This window comes from Rhizobium sp. LARHSG275, from assembly GCF_052871115.1.
The window spans coordinates 235,112-252,676 of the sequence record NZ_JBIXJN010000004.1 but is presented as its reverse complement, the minus strand read 5'-3'; the positions used below and the strand labels follow the sequence as shown (position 1 = coordinate 252,676).

The following is a 17,565-nucleotide window of genomic DNA, read 5'->3' as shown; positions in this document are numbered from 1 at the left end:
CAGCCTTTCGCGAATATGCGGCGGATGTCGCAAGCGGCGCTTACCCGGCCGAGAAGCATAAGGTTGCGTTAGAGCCACACCAACTGGAGCTTTTTCTGACTAGGCTTGGGGGCGCTGCGGGATAAAAAATGGCGCGTTGCAGGATAAATTTCGATGACATGAACATGGAGATTTGCTGCGGGAGGCGAACCAGCACCCAGACGCCGAGATTGTCGGAATAACCGATACATCGGCAGAACGGGTGCAGCCAGCGCTCGCGGCCTTCAAGAGCTTGCGATCCCTCTCGAAAGTTCTTAGGTCGAGGGTCTCTGCATTGTGCAAACCCGTGCTTAAGAGACCGAGATGATCCTCATCCTTTCAGGTGTTCAAAAAGCGTATTCCACGGCCGAGGGCCTCATCGAAATCCTGAAGGGCATCGACTTGGAAGTCGCTGCTGGCGAAAGCGTCGCGCTCACCGGAGAGTCCGGCAGTGGCAAAAGCACATTGCTGCATCTGGCAGGCGGGCTCGACCGCGCAGACAGCGGCTCGGTCGTGATGAACGGCAACGACCTGGCGCTATTTGGAGAGAACGAACGGGCTCGATACCGGAGAACAAGCGTTGGTCTTGTTTTCCAGCAGTTTAATCTCATCCCATCCCTGAGCGTCGCAGCCAACATTTCGTTCCACGCCAAGCTCGCGAACCGGTACGATCAGGCTTGGGAAGCGCAGTTGATCGAGAAACTGGGACTGCGCGAATACACCGCTCGGTATCCCGAGCAGCTTTCCGGAGGCCAACAGCAGCGCGTTGCAATCGGGCGAACCTTGGCTGCCCGACCACCTCTCATCCTTGCTGACGAGCCAACGGGCAACCTGGATGAGCAAACGGGCGATGCCGTCCTCGATCTGATGCTCAATCTGGCTCGGACGGCCGGATCGGCTCTGCTTCTCGTCACTCACTCCACGAGGCTTTCAGCGCGTTTGGACCGAAAGGTCGTCCTTCGCGGTGGGAAGATTGCCGAATGACCTTCGTTGCATTCGCAGCCTTGCTGTCACACTGGCGTCGGAGACCTCTCCAGCTGCTGACGCTGGTCTTGGGGATTGCGCTGGCGACAGCTCTCTGGTCCGGCGTTCAAGCTATCAACGCCGAGGCGAGAGCGAGCTATGCCCGGGCGGCATCGGTTCTGGAGCAAGGCAACCTCCGGCAGATCGTCGCCAAGGACGGTGATGGCATAGCGACTGAGGCCTATGGCGGCCTGCGTCGAGCGGGCCTCAATGTTTCGCCCGTGATTGAGGGCAGCTACCGCTTCGGAAGCATAAGGATCCGTTTGGTCGGCATCGAGCCTCTGACGATGCCAAGGGACTCCCCGAATGCGACGATCGCCAGCGGTTCAGCTCTATCCGCCTTCTTTTCAACCAGCGGACAGTTGCTCGTGTCGAGCGCCACTGCCGAGCGGCTTCGTGGTGCCACAAACATGAGCATCAAAATCGATGGCAACGTTCCCGACGGCGCCGCCTTCGTCGATATAGCGGTCGCCGATCGATTGCTCGATAAGCATGGAAAAATCGACCGCCTGGTGGTCGCAGGCAATCAAAAGATTTCCGCCGAAGCAATCGACCAGGCGGGATTGACGATCCGCGAACCATCTGAACAATCAGACGTCGCTCGCCTCACAGACAGCTTCCACCTCAACTTGACTGCCTTCGGCTTCCTTTCGTTCATCGTCGGGCTCTTCATCGTGTATTCGGCCACGGGCCTGAGCTTCGAACAGCGTCGAGGGACTTTTCGGACACTCAGATCACTTGGTGTCTCGCTTCAAGCGTTGACCACGATGCTCCTGATCGAGCTTTCGCTGCTGGCGCTGATGTCGGGCTTGATCGGCGTCATACTCGGCTACGTCATAGCATGGCTCCTCATGCCGGGCGTCGCCGCGACCCTCAGGGGCCTTTACGGCGCCAATGTATCGGGCTCGCTATCCATTCGGCCGGAGTGGTGGTTGGCTGGACTGGCGATTACTCTCGGAGGAACCGCTGTCTCGTCAGCTCAGAGCCTGTGGCGGGTTTGGAAACTGCCGATTTTGGCTGCCGCACAGCCGCGAGCGTGGGCAAGAGAGTCGGCCAGATCGCTTGCCTTTCAAGCGGGAATAGGTGGATTTCTGCTGATCTTGGCTGCTATCCTGGCGACTACTGCGTCCGGGCTGCTGGCGGGTTTTGCGACACTTGGCTGCCTGCTGCTTGGAACAGCTCTGGTGCTACCTGGACTTCTTGCGGTCATCTTGACCAGAGCGCAGCAGTTGGCACGAAGTGCCCTCATGGGATGGTTCTGGGCCGACACCCGCATACAGCTTCCCGGCTTGTCGCTGGCTTTGATGGCTCTGCTGCTGGCGTTGTCGGCAAACATCGGCGTCGGCACGATGGTATCGAGCTTCCGGCTGACTTTCACCGGATGGCTGGATCAACGCCTGGCCGCCGAGCTTTACCTGACTGCCAAGGATGAGGAGCAAGCTGTGCGGCTCCGGGCCTGGCTTACCAAACGCTCGAGCGCGGTCTTGCCCATCTGGAGCGTGGACGGCGAGGTGCTTGGCGAACAGATCCAGATCTTTGGTGTCGCGGACGATCCAACTTACCGAGAGCACTGGCCCTTGATTGCTTCCGACAATGACGTTTGGGATAAGGTCGCCGCCGGGCAGGGTGCTCTCATCAACGAACAGATGTGGCGTCGCGGCGCAAGTAAGATCGGCCAGCCGTTGGTCATGCCTGGAGGTTGGAGCGTTATCGTGGCCGGTGTGTACTCAGACTATGGAAATCCGAATGGGCAAGTGATAATCGGGATCAAAACGCTGGTCGATCATTACCCCGATGTCCCGAAACTTCGCTACGGGGTCCGAGTGGCTCCCGAGCGAGCGCAGGATCTCAAGCGCCAGTTGGTCGAGGAGTTTGGTCTGTCGGATACCACCATCGTTGATCAGGCTTCGCTCAAGCGACAATCGAGAGCGATTTTCGACCAGACGTTCAAGGTGACGGGCGCGTTGAATGTCCTCACCCTTGCTGTGGCAGGATTTGCCATGTTCTCAAGTCTCCTGACGCTGTCTGCTATTCGGCTTCCGCAGCTCGCGCCGGTGTGGGCAATGGGTGTCCGGCGACGGGATCTGGCGCTCTACGAAGTTGCCCGGACACTTGCTCTTTGGCTGGCGACATTTATGGCTGCGATCCCGGTCGGTCTTGCCCTGGCGTGGGTTCTGCTTGCGATCGTGAACGTAGAGGCTTTTGGTTGGCGATTGCCAATGATGGTGTTTCCAATGGACTGGTTTTGGCTGGGAACAATCGCTCTTATTGCTGCATTGGCATCGGTGCTGGTGCCGGTTCGACGTCTGGCCTCGGTAAATCCTGCGGACCTGCTGAGGATTTTCGCCAATGAACGGTAGATTGTCGGCATCTGTCCTGATAGCTGCGGCTGTGATCTGGGCGAACGGTCAGACATTTGCGCAGGGCTTTGCCGGATTGGGGTCGGATGCGCAAGGTTTTGCGATCCCCGAGCGGGGCTCTATTCTTTCTTTCCCCGCCGATCATGGTGCTCATCCTGATTATCGCATTGAGTGGTGGTATGTGACCGCCAATCTCGAAGATGAGAATGGCAGGCAATACGGAGCGCAGTGGACGCTGTTTCGCTCTGCGCTGGCTCCGGGAGACAGGGTAGGTTTCGCGGATCCGCAGGTCTGGATCGGGCACGCGGCGATCACCACACAAGGCCATCAGTATGTTGCGGAGCGCTTGGCGCGGGGAGGCGTCGGGCAGGCGGGTGTGGCCGCAACACCATTTCGGGCTTGGATAGACGAGTGGCGGATGGAGGGTAGCGAGCGAACCAGCTTGGACGTCCTTGGCAACGTTTCAGTCTCTGCGGGCGGGCCGGACTTCAGCTACACCCTAGACATCAAGGCCGACGGCCCGCTCGTTCTTCAGGGAGACAACGGCTTTTCCGTGAAGTCGGCGAACGGACAGGCGAGCTACTATTACTCACAGCCCTTCTATGAAGTGGCGGGGACGATCACGACGTCCGGATCGCTGGTTAAGGTCACCGGCAAAGCGTGGCTGGACCGGGAGTGGTCATCGCAACCACTCGCGTCCAATCAGACGGGCTGGGACTGGTTCTCACTGCATCTGAACTCCGGCGAGAAGTTGATGGCTTTTCGGCTTCGTGACGACAAGAACGGGTTCATCTCCGCGAACTGGATATCCGCGGATGGACGAACGACACCTCTGTCGAAAGACGACATCCAACTGGAGCCAATTCGGAACGCAACCGTCGATGGCCGCCAAATGCCGGTAGAGTGGCGTATACTGTTGCCGGGTAAGTCGCTCGATATCACGACCAAACCGTTGAACGACCAGTCTTGGATGGCGACCTCAACGCCCTATTGGGAGGGGCCGATTAACGTCACGGGCTCTACGTCAGGCGTCGGATATCTTGAGATGACCGGGTACTAGCTGTTACCTTTGACAACGGGCAACAGCTCCTTCGTTGAAGGGTGCAAGCTCGCCAGCCCTTCGGTAAATTCCTGCAGGATCAATCGGAGTCTCGCCTATTCAGGAAGCGTCCGGTGATGTGTTGATTAGTGTTTCAGGGGTCGATCCGCCCGAATGGATCACGCGGCCGAGCGTTGACGAAGGTCCTGAAGCGGTAGCGCGGGCTCAAGCGAGGAGCGGTCAGTGTCCTCACGCCAGGCTCGGTCATACTCGAACATGATCGTCTCGGCACCACGCACGCGATTACTCCGCGCCAGCCCGATTGGACGTGTGCGGCCGTGTAAGTCGAGATGAACTTCGAAATCAGCCATCACGCGACGATCGCTTCGGGTGGGCGTGTTTACGGAACTGCGCGCCGGCGAGCGACTGACCAGCTGTCATTACTAATGTCGGCGACAGCCATAGGCAGGCGGCGACGCCGGCGAGCGTCGTGTACGTCTGCGCCCAGTTTGCGTAGCGCGCGAAGCACGGCGGCCGGAGGATTATGAGGTGTTGGCGTTTGCCACCTTTTACTCCAGAGGAAGTTCACGGGCTACGATCAGATCCCTTCGTCGTGCCGAGCCGAAGTCCGAATGTGCGAGACTCCTGGCTCTCAGCAGGCCACTTCGATTTGGTCATCCAGACCTACCAGCGAACGAGGCGCAGGCCGCGGCACCAAGTGTCGCTCGCCGTCAACGGAGACGATGCAAGCTTTTGGAAGGCTATACGAATAGATAGCATGCCTGATTCCAACGCATCTCTTCATTAGCGGGTACAAAAATGCTCTACTGTGAGCGCCTGCTTAAAGGCAACGAGCCGCCGAACCCTTTGTGGTGCAACGGTTCCTTTACCACCGGTGAATGCGGTGCCTCTTCCTCTGCCGAGCTGCCGACTACCGTCACCAGCCTCGCAGATGTGCAGCCGGGCAGTCATGTCTGATAGTCCGCTCACAATTGACGAAAGTCGTTACCACATGGAAGCCGTTCACAATGCCAGCTCAAAGATATAGCCGTTGCAAGAACCTCAATATTTACTGGACTGTGTTGGACAAAGTCATGGGACAGGCGGTTATCATCGATGGGTTTGTCATGGACATGCTCACCGCCGAGGAGGCCGATAACTTGGTCGATCTATTAAATCGTGGCAACCAAGAGAGCCTCTGGTGTCTCGCCGAACGGTGTTAGAAGCAATGGTCGATGACCGGCGTGCTCTTGCGGCACTTTAACAGACCGAAAACCTTAATCTCGACCTCCTTTCGACCACGGCGTTCAATTTGGATGCTGGAAAACTGATTCGGTGTGGAGAATGCAGCCGCCATTTGATTGATCATCAAAATTGGCGCTGGCGTGAACGAGCACAGTAGACCTAGGATTCCCGGCCCACTTCCTGAGGACCCCATCCACATCCGAAAGCCGTAACTTTCGCTTTCGGTTGCGGTGGCATCTATTATCCAATTCCGGATAGTCCCTGGTCGGGTTAATTCCTTTAGAATTTTGCGAAGCCTGCCATTTCTTTCGGCCGTTGGACATGCATCGATGTGCTTGGACCTCAATTCCCTCGGCGAAGAATATTGAGGGCGTCTTGCAATCTAAGGGCAGCCAGCGCCTTCGTTGCCTCGTCGGCCGGCCATCCAGCTTCCATCGCCGCCGACAGCAGGGTGGCGTCGGTGTGAAGCTCAAGTCTCTCGTAGAGGGGCTCAAGCGCTTCTCGGGCGGTAACAACGTGCTCGTCCGCAGGCGTGATAGGAGTCGGAGATACCGTCGGCATTCTGCGTCCCTTCTTAACGGTTTTGGAACCTGAAAATTGGCCAAGGTTCCAATGTCTAGTGAATGGCTGCCGACGCCCGGTGCGAACATGACCAGCCTAGGGAAACCTGCACTCATGAGAAAAAGCTAAAACAAACCGCGTAGGTCCGCCATCATACTTGTGTATGCGCAACTTATACGGAGGCAGCACCAGGCGGGCTGCTAGAGATTATGCTCGGCTCGGCCGCGCGTTTCGAGCATGAAGCGTCTATACATTTCTCGACGAGGGCATCTCATCGGGAAGGAGCGGGTGGTAGTCTATCTGATTTCTGACCGTAGCCCCCGACGGGCGTCTCCTAAACCCCTGTATAAGGCATCCCCTCCCTCTTCGCTACCCGACCCTTCCTCAAGATCAATAGCAGGTCGAACTGCGCCCTGTTACGGTCGTCGTCGTACTTCCTCCCGCGCGGCAATGTCATCAAGGTCGCAAAGGAGTTCATCGCCTCGCGATGCCTGCATCAAGAACAGACTTGAGCACAGTTCGCCAGGGGTAGGTGTCCGGCGAGCCGACGGGTCGGACCGTTTGCCTCTTCGCTCCCTAGCGTTCTTTCGAAGGATTGACACCATGATACACGACCTCCACCGCATCCAAATCGAGCTGATTCCATTGACGCTTTTTCCTAGAGCATCGGGGGAAGCTTGGCCGTGGGCTCCAGGCTCTCCGCTCCACAGGCCGCCAGATATTGCATCACGGCCGTCTACGGACTTGGAGGCTCATTTGATGATGTTTTCCGTCATGCCACGCACCACGATGGGGTGTCCCTGGGGACAAGCTTTGCACGCCTGGAGATCTGCCTTCATCCTATACGTTACTGGAACCCAGTTCGATCTTTTTTGCTACTCCGCTGGGCTTGTCCGTCTTCTAGACGACTTCGGAAATCTCACTCCTTCAGCGATTTCCGTGAGCATGCATTAAGCCCGACCGTAATCGGTGTTTTCCCCGCACATTGACTAAGCGCGGCAGACCAGAAAGCTACCGCTGCGACACTTATGGGAATGCGCCAATGGCAGTCATTGCGGCCCCGCGTGAAAGGTTGCGCTCACAGTCAGAAACTGCTTTTCTCAGCGGCGCAACCTTAGGCGGAGTGCCATGCCGAACCGAATTCAATTGATTGCCTCTCTCGTTGCTACCCTCGCGATCCCGTCTTTGGTCCGGGCTGATGGCGGTGCATGGAACAGAGAAACTTTCGAATACTACGCTTCTGTCATTCGTGAACAGCCGTCGACCCATTCGCGAATTATCCAGGGATGTGCTGAGAACGGGTTGGCGGCTATGACCGACCGAGCACGGGCAGAGGTCGAACGGGATAGCGGAATGCCCGCAGCGAAGGCTATTGCCGAGGTGTGCCGTCGCATGATCAAGGGAATCGCGTCCGGTGCTGTGAAATACGAGGCCTATCGAGCATGGGCGGAGACGCCTGACGACAAGCGGGTAGTCTTTCCCGATTTCAAGTGAGGTCCGCTTAGGGCGGACAGCAGACTTTAGCCGTCTGTTCGCCCGAGTAATTCCACGGCATCAGCTCGCCGATCCGGCTCTGCTTGTGGCCGTTGACGATGGCAGTGAGCGTGTCGGTCAGATAGGAGAACGGATCGATAGCATTGAGTTTGCACGTTTCGATGAGTGAGGCGATGGTCGCCCAATTCTCAGCCCCAGCATCGTGGCCTGCAAAGAGCGCGTTCTTGCGATTAAGTGCAATCGGCCGGATAGTTCGCTCGACGGTGTTGTTGTCGATCTCGATCCGACCGTCACCCAGGAAGATGCAGAGGCCGTCCCAGTATTTGGCGATATAGGCAAGTGCTTCGCCGAGTGGCGACTTGCCCGCGACGCGGGCGCGATGATGCGCGAGCCAGGTCCGCATGTCCGCGATAAAAGGCGCTGACCGTGCTTGCCTTCCGGCCAACCGAGCTTCTGGGGAAAGACCACGCAGTTCGGCTTCGATGCGATAGAGTTCACCAACCCGCCTCACGCCTTCCTCGGCAATCGGTGCTGCACCAGCACGGGTGATCTCGACCAGCTTACGCCGCGCATGTGCCCAACAATAGGCTAGCCGGATGCCAGGCCCGGCACGATCCGGTGCGATCAACCGGTTATATCCGGCATAGCCGTCCACTTGCAGGACGCCCGTGAACCTGACCTGCCACTGAACTTTCATCCAGCGGCGGTTAGAGCCCCGGCAGTTTTGAATACGCCAAATGGCGCGGTGTGAGCAACCGGCGGAAACGCGAAGCTTTCATCTTGCGCAGCGTTGGAGCCGGTTGCGGCGATGGTCCCGGCATAGTCTGCCGGGGTTTTGTATCCGAGCGATGAGTGCGGCCGGAAATGGTTGTAATCGTCCGCCCATTCAGCAATGGCGCTGCGGGCATGATCGAGGCCGAAGAAGAGGCTCTCGTTGAGCAACTCGTCGCGCATCCGACCGTTGAAACTCTCGACATAGCCGTTCTGCGTTGGCTTCCCCGGCGCAATATAGTGCCATTCGACCTTGTGATCCTTCGACCAGGCAAGAATGGCATTCGAGGTGAATTCGGTGCCGTTGTCGGAGACGATCATATCAGGCTTGCCGCGTCGTTCGATCAGCGTCGTCAGTTCCCGAGCAACACGGCGACCGGAGATCGACGTGTCGGGAATTGCCGCCAGGCATTCGCGCGTCACATCATCGACAATGTTGAGCACCCGGAAGCGTCTACCGCAGGCAAACTGATCATGCACGAAGTCCAGCGACCAGCGAGCATTGGCCTTCGCTTCAACCAGGATCGGCGCACGTGTGCCGACCGCACGCCGCCTGGCTTTCCGCTTGCGAACGGAAAGACCTTCCTCGCGATAGAGCCGGTAGATGCGATTGACCCCGGACGGCTCTCCGTCCCGCCGAAGCAGGACGAACAGCCGACGATAGCCGAAGCGACGCCGCTCATTGGCGAGGTCGCGCAGCTTTGCTCGCAGCTCAACCTCCGGCGGTCGGCTTGACCGGTAACGGATCGTCTTGCGGTCGGCAGAGATGATCTGGCAGGCCCGCCGCTCCGAAAGACCCATGACGGCCTTCAGATGCGTGACAGCGTCACGCTGGGCGGCAGGCCCTACCATTTTTTTGCAAGAAGCTCGCGGAGTGCGGCCGCATCAAGCATCTGTTCGGCCAGCAGCTTCTTTAGCCTCGCATTCTCGTCCTCAAGCGCCTTCAGCCGCTTCGCCTCGGAGACTTCCATGCCGCCGTATTTGGCCTTCCAATTGTAAAAGGTCGCCTCTGAAATCCCGTGCTTGCGGCAAAGATCAGCGGCCTTTGCGCCTGCCTCCTGCTCCTTCAGCACACCGATAATCTGCTCTTCCGTAAATCTCTGCTTCTTCAGTCGTCCGTCCTTTAATGGGCCGGACTCTAATCCATTCTGGAGGAAATTCTCAGGGGCAGGTCAAACCCTTGCAATATCCGCTCGGCATGTAGTCCGCCGCGACCGGGGGCATAGGAGAAGGCGACACCTGGAGGCGCGCCTCCGCCCCATGGTCGGTCATCACGGGCCAGCGCCCAGAAGTATCCAGTTTTGGTTTTGCGAGAGCCTCGATCGAGAACCGGCGCACGGGTCTCGTCCATGAACAGCTTCGTCGACCGCTTCAGGTCGGCCATCAGAGCGTCGAAGACCGGGCGCAGTTCGAACGCTGCCCGGCCGACCCAATCGGCGAGCGTGGAACGGTCGAGATCGATACCCTCTCGGCTCATGATCTGCGCCTGCCGATAGAGCGGTAGGTGATCGGCGTATTTTGACACCAGCACATGAGCGATAGTCGCTTCTGTCGGCAGGCCACCCTGGATCAGTCGTGCGGGCGCGGGAGCCTGGGCAACCCCGTCGGTGCACGCGCGACAGGCGTATTTGGGGCGACGAGTGACGATGACACGGAACTGCGCCGGGACGACATCCAGCCGCTCGGATACATCTTCGCCGATGCAATGCAAGCCTCCGCCGCAAGAGCAGATCAGGCTTTCGGGCTCTATGATCTCTTCCACGCGAGGAAGATGAGCGGGAAGAGCGCCGCGATTTGCTGCACGGAGTTTGGGCTGTGGCTTCCCCGAAGGGCTATCGGCTTCATCTTCGGCATGGACGGCCGCCATCGCCGTTTCCAGGTCTTCCAACGCAAGATCGAATTGCTCTGGGTCGGCATTCTCGGACTTGCGGCCGAAGGCAGCTTGCTTGAGGGCGGCAACCAGCTTCTCCAGTCGTTCAATCCGCTCATCCTTACGAACCTCACGGGCTTGCGCCGCGATCAGCATCGCCTTCAGGGCAGTAATGTCGTTGGGAAGATTGGCGGCGTCCAGCATGGTGAAAGTCTATCAAAACCAACGCCGCTTCGCCGTTGGAATTTATCGCCCGAGTCATCGTGCCGCATCTATTCGATGGCGTCGGGCGCTCTCGCTTCCACGGAACGGACCCGACGCCAGTCGAGACCTGCAAACAGCGCCTCGAACTGTGCATGGCCCAGTGTCATCAGGCCATCCTTGACGCTCGGCCAGGTAAAGGTGTGTTCCTCCAGGCGCTTGTATGCCATCACCAGGCCGCTACCATCCCAGTATATCAGCTTCAATCGATCTGCTTTCCGGGACCGGAACACGAAGACCGTCCCCGTAAAGGGGTCCTTGTGCAGCTCGTTCTTGACCAGCGCCGCCAACCCATCGTGGCCTTTCCGGAAATCGACCGGTTTGGTCGCCACCATGATCCGAACCCGGTTCGATGGAACGATCATGCCGGGACCGCGCAGGCACACGCGACAGCAGCAATCCGGTCGACAGACGCGCCCTCTTCCAGACGGATAATGACGGAACCAACAATGATCTCGGGCCGACTGCCCTTCTTGATAAACGGCTCCGATATGGGCGGATCGACGATCACCGATGCGAACTCCACCGCATCATCGGGTGCAGGCAGGACCAACTTGCCCTGTCGCGCCATTGTCCGCCAAGTCGACAGGTGGTTCGGCTTCAGGCCATGTCGCTCCGCGACTTCGTTCACCAACGCGCCTGGCCGAAGGCTCTCCGACACGATCTGCGCCTTGACGTCGTCCGGCCAATGCCGATGCACCTCACGTCCAGACTTCCTGGTCGTGAGAACCTCCAGTGTACTCTCCATGGAGAAACTCCCGTTGCTTGTCCATGGATAGGCGATCACAGATCACGGCGGCGAGGACAACGTGGGAGTGGAGCACCGGTTACGCCCGACCGCCTCTTGCGTGCAGAATTGAGGAGCAGCAAGCTTGGCGCCTGGCACCTTTAGCTGGTGCAGACATGTTGATGCTCTCCAACCCCGTCCAGTTTCCGGTTGCGCGATTTCGCACGGTGGTCGATGCGACCGTTGCTTTTCGCCAGTGCCATCGGCCCGATCGCGGCATCGTAGAGGTGAATCCAGCTCCGCTGCACCTCGTCGTCTGGTGATGGCGACGAGGGGCTCTGCCTAAGGCCTAAACACTTCGCAGAGACCTACTTTCTGCGAGAGCTTCAGCCAGTTGTTAGTCCTACGCAGTCTCCCACGCCGCCATTTGGTCGGCTGGCTTTGCGCCGATGGTTTCGTCTCGTTCGAGAGGCAGGGTGAACAGAAACATTGCCCCACAAGTTCCATTGGCGGTTGCCCACATCCGGCCGCCGTGAGCCTCGATGATCGAGCGGCAGATCGCCAGGCCCATACCCATGCCGCTGGATTTGGTCGTGTAGAAAGCCTCAAATAGACGGTCCATGGTCTGCGGGTCGAGACCTGGACCCGAGTCGCGCACCCCGACGACCACGCCTCCTGAGGACTCTGACTCGGTGCTGATCAGCAGCTCGCGTTCTTCTGCGTCGATGCCGCTCATCGCCTCGATGGCATTCATGATCAGGTTTAGGACCACCTGTTGCACCTGGATGCGATCTCCTTTCACGGACGGAAGGCTGGTCGCGAATTCGGTTTGTAGCGTGACGCCTTGCCGATGCGCTTCACTGCTGGTCAACGCAATGACGTGACGAATGGCTTCATTGATGTCGAACTGCCCATCGCGAGGCGGCTCTTTCTTGACCAAGGCACGGATCCGGCCAATGACGTCGCCGGCTCGATTGGCGTTCTCGGTGATTCGGCCGAGTGCCTGAGCCACTTCCTCCAGATTCGGCGGATGGGTACCTAGCCACCGCAAGCCGGCCTGGGCGTTGGTGAGCGAGGCGGCGAGCGGTTGATTGACTTCATGGGCGATAGAGGCTGTGAGCTGACCCATTGTGGCGACGCGGTTTGCGTGGGCCAGTTGCCCCTGCGCCACGCGCAATGCTTCCTCGCTCTCCCGCAACGCCTCTTCGGCCTGCCTGCGCTCCGTCAAATCGAGGACGAAAGAGACGCCTTCGTCCCTGCTTTCTTCCAATAGAGCACTGCCGATCAGTACGGGCAGACGGCTGCCATCTTTCCGAAAGTATTCCTTTTCGAACGGTTGCACTGACCCGATCTTCTTCAGCTCCGCGACGGTCCGTGCATCGCGGTCGCGCCATTCGGCCGGCGTCAGCTCCGTCCAGCATAGCCGACCCGAGGCAAGATCGTCTCGGTCGTATCCCACCATGTGGAGAAACGCGTCGTTGGCCTCGAGGATACGACCTTCGATATCCCAGATGACGATCCCGATGATGTTGGCCTTGACGAGGCGACGGATCTTGGCTTCGCGTTCAGCGAGATCGCGGTACAACCGGGTATTCTCGAGTGAAATCGCTGCCTGGGAGGCGAGCAGCTTCAGCACCGCGATCCTGGCCGGCGCGAAGACCCGAGGGGCGAGGTTGTTTTCGAGATAGAGTACCCCGGCCAGTTGACCCTGATTGAGCAACGGCACACAAAGAACAGAACGAGCACGGTGTTGACAAATGTAGGGGTCCGCGGAAAACGGATTCTGAGCTATGGCATCGTCGAGAACCACGCTTTCGCTTGTGCGCAAGACATAATGAAGGAGCGATTGCGGCAGGATGTCTCCTGTCACGATCTCGTCACGCATCTGCACCAAGACCGTTTCGCCGCCCGTCGTGGCTTCTGCCGTGATCCGTGACTCACCGCCACGCGGCAGGATCAATAAGCCGCGCTCGGCGCCGGCCTGCTCAACGGCGGTGCGCAGGACGGTGTCGATCAGCTTTTGAAGCACAATCTCGCCCGACACCGCCTGCGAGATTTTGATTACGGTTGCGAGATCGAGCTGTTCGACCGGTGCACCGATCGTGCTTGTTGGAGAGGAGGCGCGCTCTTCGCCTCTCAGGTCGGGATAGAGTTGGTCAAGTTGCCGCACCTTGCCGTCGGCGCCCCAGCGCAGATAGCAGGCACGCGCGTTGCGGAGATAGAGACGAGTGAAATCCTCGAAGCCTCCCTGTGCATAAAAGCGGGCGGCGAGTTCATATGCGAGGGCTTCATGATGAACGAAGCCGTTAGCGCGCGCCGAGCGGATCGCTTGTTCATAAAGACGCACGGCGTCGATTTCGCGCGCTTCGAGGCGTGCTATTTCGGCGCCGACCAGCGCGGCTCGGCTCTCGAAGTTCTCCGGGCAATTCTTCGCATAGATCTGAAGCTGTCGGTGGTGGGCGACCAGAGCCTCGGTATGCCACGCCCGCTGCTCAGCCACAGCATGGTCACAGCATGCGGCCCGGGCCAACGCACCGTAGAAATGATGCTCCGGCGTTTCCTCGAAATGCGACACCGATGTCCATGGCAGCCTCTGCGCCCGCAATGACGCATCGACGGCCGCCTCGTAGTCGCCGGCAAAAAACCGCGCCTGCAGTTTTCTGACAAAGTAGCAGGTTTCCGCAAGATTCGGATTTTCGGAAAACCGACGTTCGATCTCAAATTCGTCGAATCGCTCGTCGTCGAAGGAGCCGAATTTGCGGGTCAACCCGCGCAGGGTCCGGACGAGTCCGAGCTGCGCACTGGCGAGATCTACAACGAACTGGAACCGCACCTCCTGCGCGAACGTGAGGCCAATCTCCGCTTGGCGCTGCACTTCCATAAGCGGATCTCCCGCCGCCAGCAGGTTCGAATTCAAACTGACATAGCTGTATCCGGCAAACGTGAGGTCGCCGCTCTGGTTGGCAATGTCAAGCGCTCGCCGCAAGATGTCGCGGCCGGTTCTGACATGCCTCGTCCACGGTATGACGTGAGCCCCGAAGTCTTTGTAAGTCCTGGCCTGAAAGCGCTTCAGGTCGTGCTTTTCGACGAGATGGCAGCCTAGCTGACCGAACCTGAATCCGGCCTCATAGTCGCCGAAGCGCGGTCCGGCAATATAGCCAAGCGACACATAATGGTAGCAGGAGCCGTCGCTGTTGCCTCGCTCGAGGCTGAGGTTCACAGCCAGGCAGATTGCCATGCAAGCCAGATTCGCATCCGTATGCCATACCGCCCCAACCAGACGGGTGAGAATATCCAGCGTCGAGGAGGATGCTGGGTCGCTCATCAACGGCAGATCAATGAGTTCCTCGATCGCGCGGCTCCCGAGCTGCGACCATATTCGGCCGTATTCTCGTTGCACCTCCTCGTCGGCCGGATGCGGCGCCCAGTCGATGCCGAGATGTTGCCTCACATGGTCGAGACCGACCGCGGCCGACCGGCCGGTCTGACCGAGCGCAGCATAGAGTTCGATGCGCAGGCAGGCGACAGCAGCCTGATCATCGGAGCAGACAGCACGATTGGAAAGCTGTGCTAATCGCTCCTCCGCGTCCGGCAACGCGCCAAGTTGGAACTCGCATTCGGCTCGGTTCAGCTCAAGTGCGAAGGCCAGTTGGCGCTGGCGCTCCCAGGCGTCTTCCGGCAGGAGCGTCGTGCCTGCTACAAAATAGTTGAGCGCCGAGGCGTATGCCGTAGACGCCTTTGCGCGCTTGCCGGCCAGCAGATTGAACTCGGCCAATTGCTCGCGCTCCTTAGTTGAGGTGATCAGTGCGGCTCCTCGATTGAGTTGACTGACAATCTCGAAAACATAATCGTCAATCAGCTCCGGCGCGGTGTTCGCAGCAAGCAGCCTCCCAATGCGGAGGTGCAACTCTCCGCGTCGCTCCTTCGGGATCAGCGAATAGGCGGCTTCCTGAACGCGATCGTGGACGAACCGGTATGCGTCTGCCAACCGCTCGAGCAGTTCATGAGCGACGGCAGGCGATAAGGCGCCGGCGACTTGCTCCTCTGATATCCCGAGGACGAGTGAGAGCGTCGCAATATCTGCTATGTTTCCAAGGCAGGCGAACTGCTGCAACGCTTCCCGCGTTTCGGGCGGCTGGCGCTCAAGCTTGCCGACCATGAGCTGCACGACGTTGTCGGTGTATCCCTTGGCGTGAATGCGCCCGAGATCCCAGGACCAGCATGCCGTGTCATGATCGAAGGCGAGCATTCCCTCTTCGGTGAGCGAAAATAGGAACTGACGGACGAAGAACGGATTGCCGCCGGTCTTTTCGTGCATCATTTGTGAGAGCGGGGCTGCACGATCGGTCTGACAGTGGAGCGCATCCGCAGTCAACTGCCGGAGATGGTCTTTAGTAAGCGGCGCAAGCGTGATCTCCGCGACCTTGCCACCGGCGGTTTTGATCGCGTCAAGTTTCCGCATGAGCGGGTGGGCGGCGGTGACTTCGTTGTCGCGATAGGCACCAACCAACATCAGGTGTTGCAGATCCGACCGCGTCAAGAGATCTTCCAGCAGATCGAGCGTCGCCGCATCAAGCCACTGCAAGTCATCCAGAAAAAGCGCCAGCGGATGTTCCGGCTGGGCGAAGACACCGATGAACCGCCGGAATACCAGCTCGAATCGCCGTTCCGCATCCTGTGGCGGAAGTTCAGCGACCGGCGGTTGGTCGCCGATGATGAGTTTTAGTTCGGGGACGAGGTCGACCATCAGTCGTCCGTTCGGCCCCAGCGCCTCTCTCAGCGTCTCGCGCCAGAGTGCCAAATCGGCGTCGCTCTTCGCGAGAAGCTCCCGGACAAGGCTCTGAAACGCCTGCGCCAGGGTCGCATATGGAATGTCGCGCTTGTACTGATCGAACTTGCCGGACGCAAAAACGCCGCGCGGCGGCACCAGGGCTTTGTGGAGTTCATTGACCACCGCCGACTTGCCGATGCCGGAATAGCCAGAGACCAACACCAACTCCGGCGCCCCGCTCGACACCACGCGGTCGAAGGCAGTGAGCAACGTCTCGACCTCGTGCTCCCGCCCGTATAACTTCTCGGGAATCAGCAGGCGGTTCGGGATGTCGCGTTCGCCGAGCGGGAATGCGTCAATCCGGCGCTGCGTTTCCCACTCGCTGAGACAGCGGCTCAGATCGTGCTCGACGCCGCCTGCCGTCTGGTATCGTTCCTCGGCCGTCTTGGAGAGCAGCTTCATGACGATGGCCGAGACTGCCGGTGAAACATCCGCCACCCGCTCGTCGGGCGGTGTCGGCCGTCGTGCAATGTGGCAATGCACCCATTCCATCGGGTCGGAGGCGGAGAACGGCAGGCTGCCGGTCAGCATTTCGTAGAGCGTCACGCCGAGCGCATAAAGGTCGCTGCGGGAATCGACGGAGCGGTTCATGCGCCCGGTCTGCTCGGGGGCCATATAGGCGAGCGTTCCGGCGACCACTTGGGGCGGCTCGTGCGTCTGCCGCTCGCGGGAGAGACGCGAGGCGATCCCGAAGCCTGTTAGCCGCACCTCGGTGCCCGTGCCCGTTACCAGGATATTGGCCGGTTTGATGTCCTTGTGAACGAGACCGCGCTGGTGGGCCCCACCGAGCGCGGCGGCGATGCCGATCCCAATGCGCAGGAAAAGCTCCGTTTCCATTGCCGTTCCGAGCCGCCCGGCGAGCGGCTCGCTCCCCGGATCTTCAAGCACCAGCATGGTACGCCCGCCTTCGCGTACCAACTCAAGCGGTCGCACCGCCCATGCGCTATCGAGCTCATCCTTCAATCCATATTCATGGTCGAGGCGGCCGAGGCTCGTAGGTGTCGGGTGTTCGAGCGCCGAAAGTACGACCAGTACCTGGTTCCACTTGCCGTCGGCACCCCGGCGCCGTTCACGGTGGAACACGCGATCACCATCCTCCCAAAGAACCTCCAAACTCCTATCTCCACCAACGCAGAAGAAAGAGGATGTGCTTCCGGCACTGCCACTTTCATTTCGGAGATCCGTCCAGTCAAATTGGCAAAAGCGAGCACATATGACGAACCTCGGCCACTTCCCCACCTCTTTAGCACATCTCGCCTGTTCGTCCCAACAACGAGCGGCCATCGCCCACCCGTTCGTGGTGCACCTATACGAAAGACCGCCCAGCGGCTGCTGGGCGGTCAGGCGGGTCATGGCCCCACAGAG

10 protein-coding genes and 4 pseudogenes are annotated in these 17,565 nt (G+C 59.4%); 5 read left to right on the top strand and 9 right to left on the bottom strand.

Annotation, left to right across the window (positions count from 1 at the left end; translation table 11 throughout):
* Positions 1-342 precede the first annotated feature (342 nt).
* From ACIPSK_RS06750 to ACIPSK_RS06740, 3 genes are read left to right on the top strand one after another with little or no spacing between them, the layout of a single operon-like run.
* Positions 343-1,002, top strand: coding sequence for an ABC transporter ATP-binding protein (locus ACIPSK_RS06750; RefSeq protein ID WP_446532709.1), 660 nt, complete (start codon positions 343-345; stop codon positions 1,000-1,002).
* Positions 999-3,401 carry an FtsX-like permease family protein gene (locus ACIPSK_RS06745; protein ID WP_446532708.1) on the top strand — a complete coding sequence of 801 codons (2,403 nt, stop codon included), beginning with the start codon at positions 999-1,001 and terminating at the stop codon, positions 3,399-3,401. The genes ACIPSK_RS06750 and ACIPSK_RS06745 overlap by 4 nt, the downstream gene beginning before the upstream one ends.
* Positions 3,391-4,461: a lipocalin-like domain-containing protein gene (locus tag ACIPSK_RS06740; protein WP_446532707.1), complete on the top strand. Its 1,071-nt coding sequence runs from the start codon at positions 3,391-3,393 to the stop codon at positions 4,459-4,461. The genes ACIPSK_RS06745 and ACIPSK_RS06740 overlap by 11 nt, the downstream gene beginning before the upstream one ends.
* Positions 4,462-4,649: 188 nt before the next feature.
* Here the strand turns inward: ACIPSK_RS06740 and ACIPSK_RS06735 are convergent.
* Together ACIPSK_RS06735 and ACIPSK_RS06730 are read right to left on the bottom strand one after the other, a co-directional pair.
* Positions 4,650-4,811 (bottom strand): annotated as a pseudogene (locus ACIPSK_RS06735) (type II toxin-antitoxin system HipA family toxin); the annotation flags it as partial.
* A pseudogene (locus ACIPSK_RS06730) lies at positions 4,804-5,029 on the bottom strand (hypothetical protein). The pseudogenes ACIPSK_RS06735 and ACIPSK_RS06730, both read right to left, overlap by 8 nt.
* Positions 5,030-5,468: 439 nt before the next feature.
* On the opposite strand from ACIPSK_RS06730, the gene ACIPSK_RS06725 reads away from it, so the two are divergent.
* On the top strand, positions 5,469-5,663 hold the full coding sequence (locus tag ACIPSK_RS06725) for a hypothetical protein (protein WP_246730849.1): 195 nt from the start codon (positions 5,469-5,471) through the stop codon (positions 5,661-5,663).
* Positions 5,664-6,027: 364 nt separating this feature from the next.
* Here the strand turns inward: ACIPSK_RS06725 and ACIPSK_RS06720 are convergent, their stop codons facing one another.
* Positions 6,028-6,246: a hypothetical protein gene (locus ACIPSK_RS06720; protein WP_170276266.1), complete on the bottom strand. Its 219-nt coding sequence runs from the start codon at positions 6,244-6,246 to the stop codon at positions 6,028-6,030.
* A gap of 1,128 nt (positions 6,247-7,374) precedes the next feature.
* Here ACIPSK_RS06720 and ACIPSK_RS06715 point away from each other — a divergent pair.
* Complete coding sequence (locus ACIPSK_RS06715; RefSeq protein WP_162115686.1) at positions 7,375-7,740, top strand: hypothetical protein; 366 nt, start codon at positions 7,375-7,377, stop codon at positions 7,738-7,740.
* Between the two features lie 7 nt (positions 7,741-7,747).
* Here ACIPSK_RS06715 and tnpC (ACIPSK_RS06710) read toward each other — a convergent pair.
* The 6 genes and pseudogenes from tnpC (ACIPSK_RS06710) to ACIPSK_RS06685 all read right to left on the bottom strand — a co-directional run.
* A pseudogene (gene tnpC, locus ACIPSK_RS06710) lies at positions 7,748-8,413 on the bottom strand (IS66 family transposase); the annotation flags it as partial.
* A 20-nt stretch (positions 8,414-8,433) separates the two neighbouring features.
* Positions 8,434-9,623, bottom strand: a protein-coding gene (locus ACIPSK_RS06705; protein ID WP_085991530.1) for an IS3 family transposase whose coding sequence is annotated in 2 segments (ribosomal slippage) — positions 8,434-9,371 and positions 9,371-9,623 — 1,191 coding nt in all. Because the reading frame shifts where the segments join, the coding sequence is not laid out codon by codon here.
* A 62-nt stretch (positions 9,624-9,685) separates the two neighbouring features.
* Positions 9,686-10,585 (bottom strand): annotated as a pseudogene (gene tnpC / locus ACIPSK_RS06700) (IS66 family transposase); the annotation flags it as partial.
* A gap of 68 nt (positions 10,586-10,653) precedes the next feature.
* The gene (gene tnpB / locus ACIPSK_RS06695; protein WP_162115685.1) at positions 10,654-11,007 is read right to left on the bottom strand and encodes an IS66 family insertion sequence element accessory protein TnpB; all 354 of its coding nucleotides are present in this window, start codon (positions 11,005-11,007) and stop codon (positions 10,654-10,656) included.
* A complete protein-coding gene (locus tag ACIPSK_RS06690) occupies positions 11,004-11,390 on the bottom strand; it encodes a transposase (RefSeq protein ID WP_162115684.1) in 387 nt (128 codons plus the stop codon). Before ACIPSK_RS06690 ends, tnpB begins: the two co-directional genes overlap by 4 nt.
* A gap of 382 nt (positions 11,391-11,772) precedes the next feature.
* A complete protein-coding gene (locus ACIPSK_RS06685; protein WP_446532706.1) occupies positions 11,773-17,313 on the bottom strand; it encodes a trifunctional serine/threonine-protein kinase/ATP-binding protein/sensor histidine kinase in 5,541 nt (1,846 codons plus the stop codon).
* Positions 17,314-17,565 lie beyond the last annotated feature (252 nt).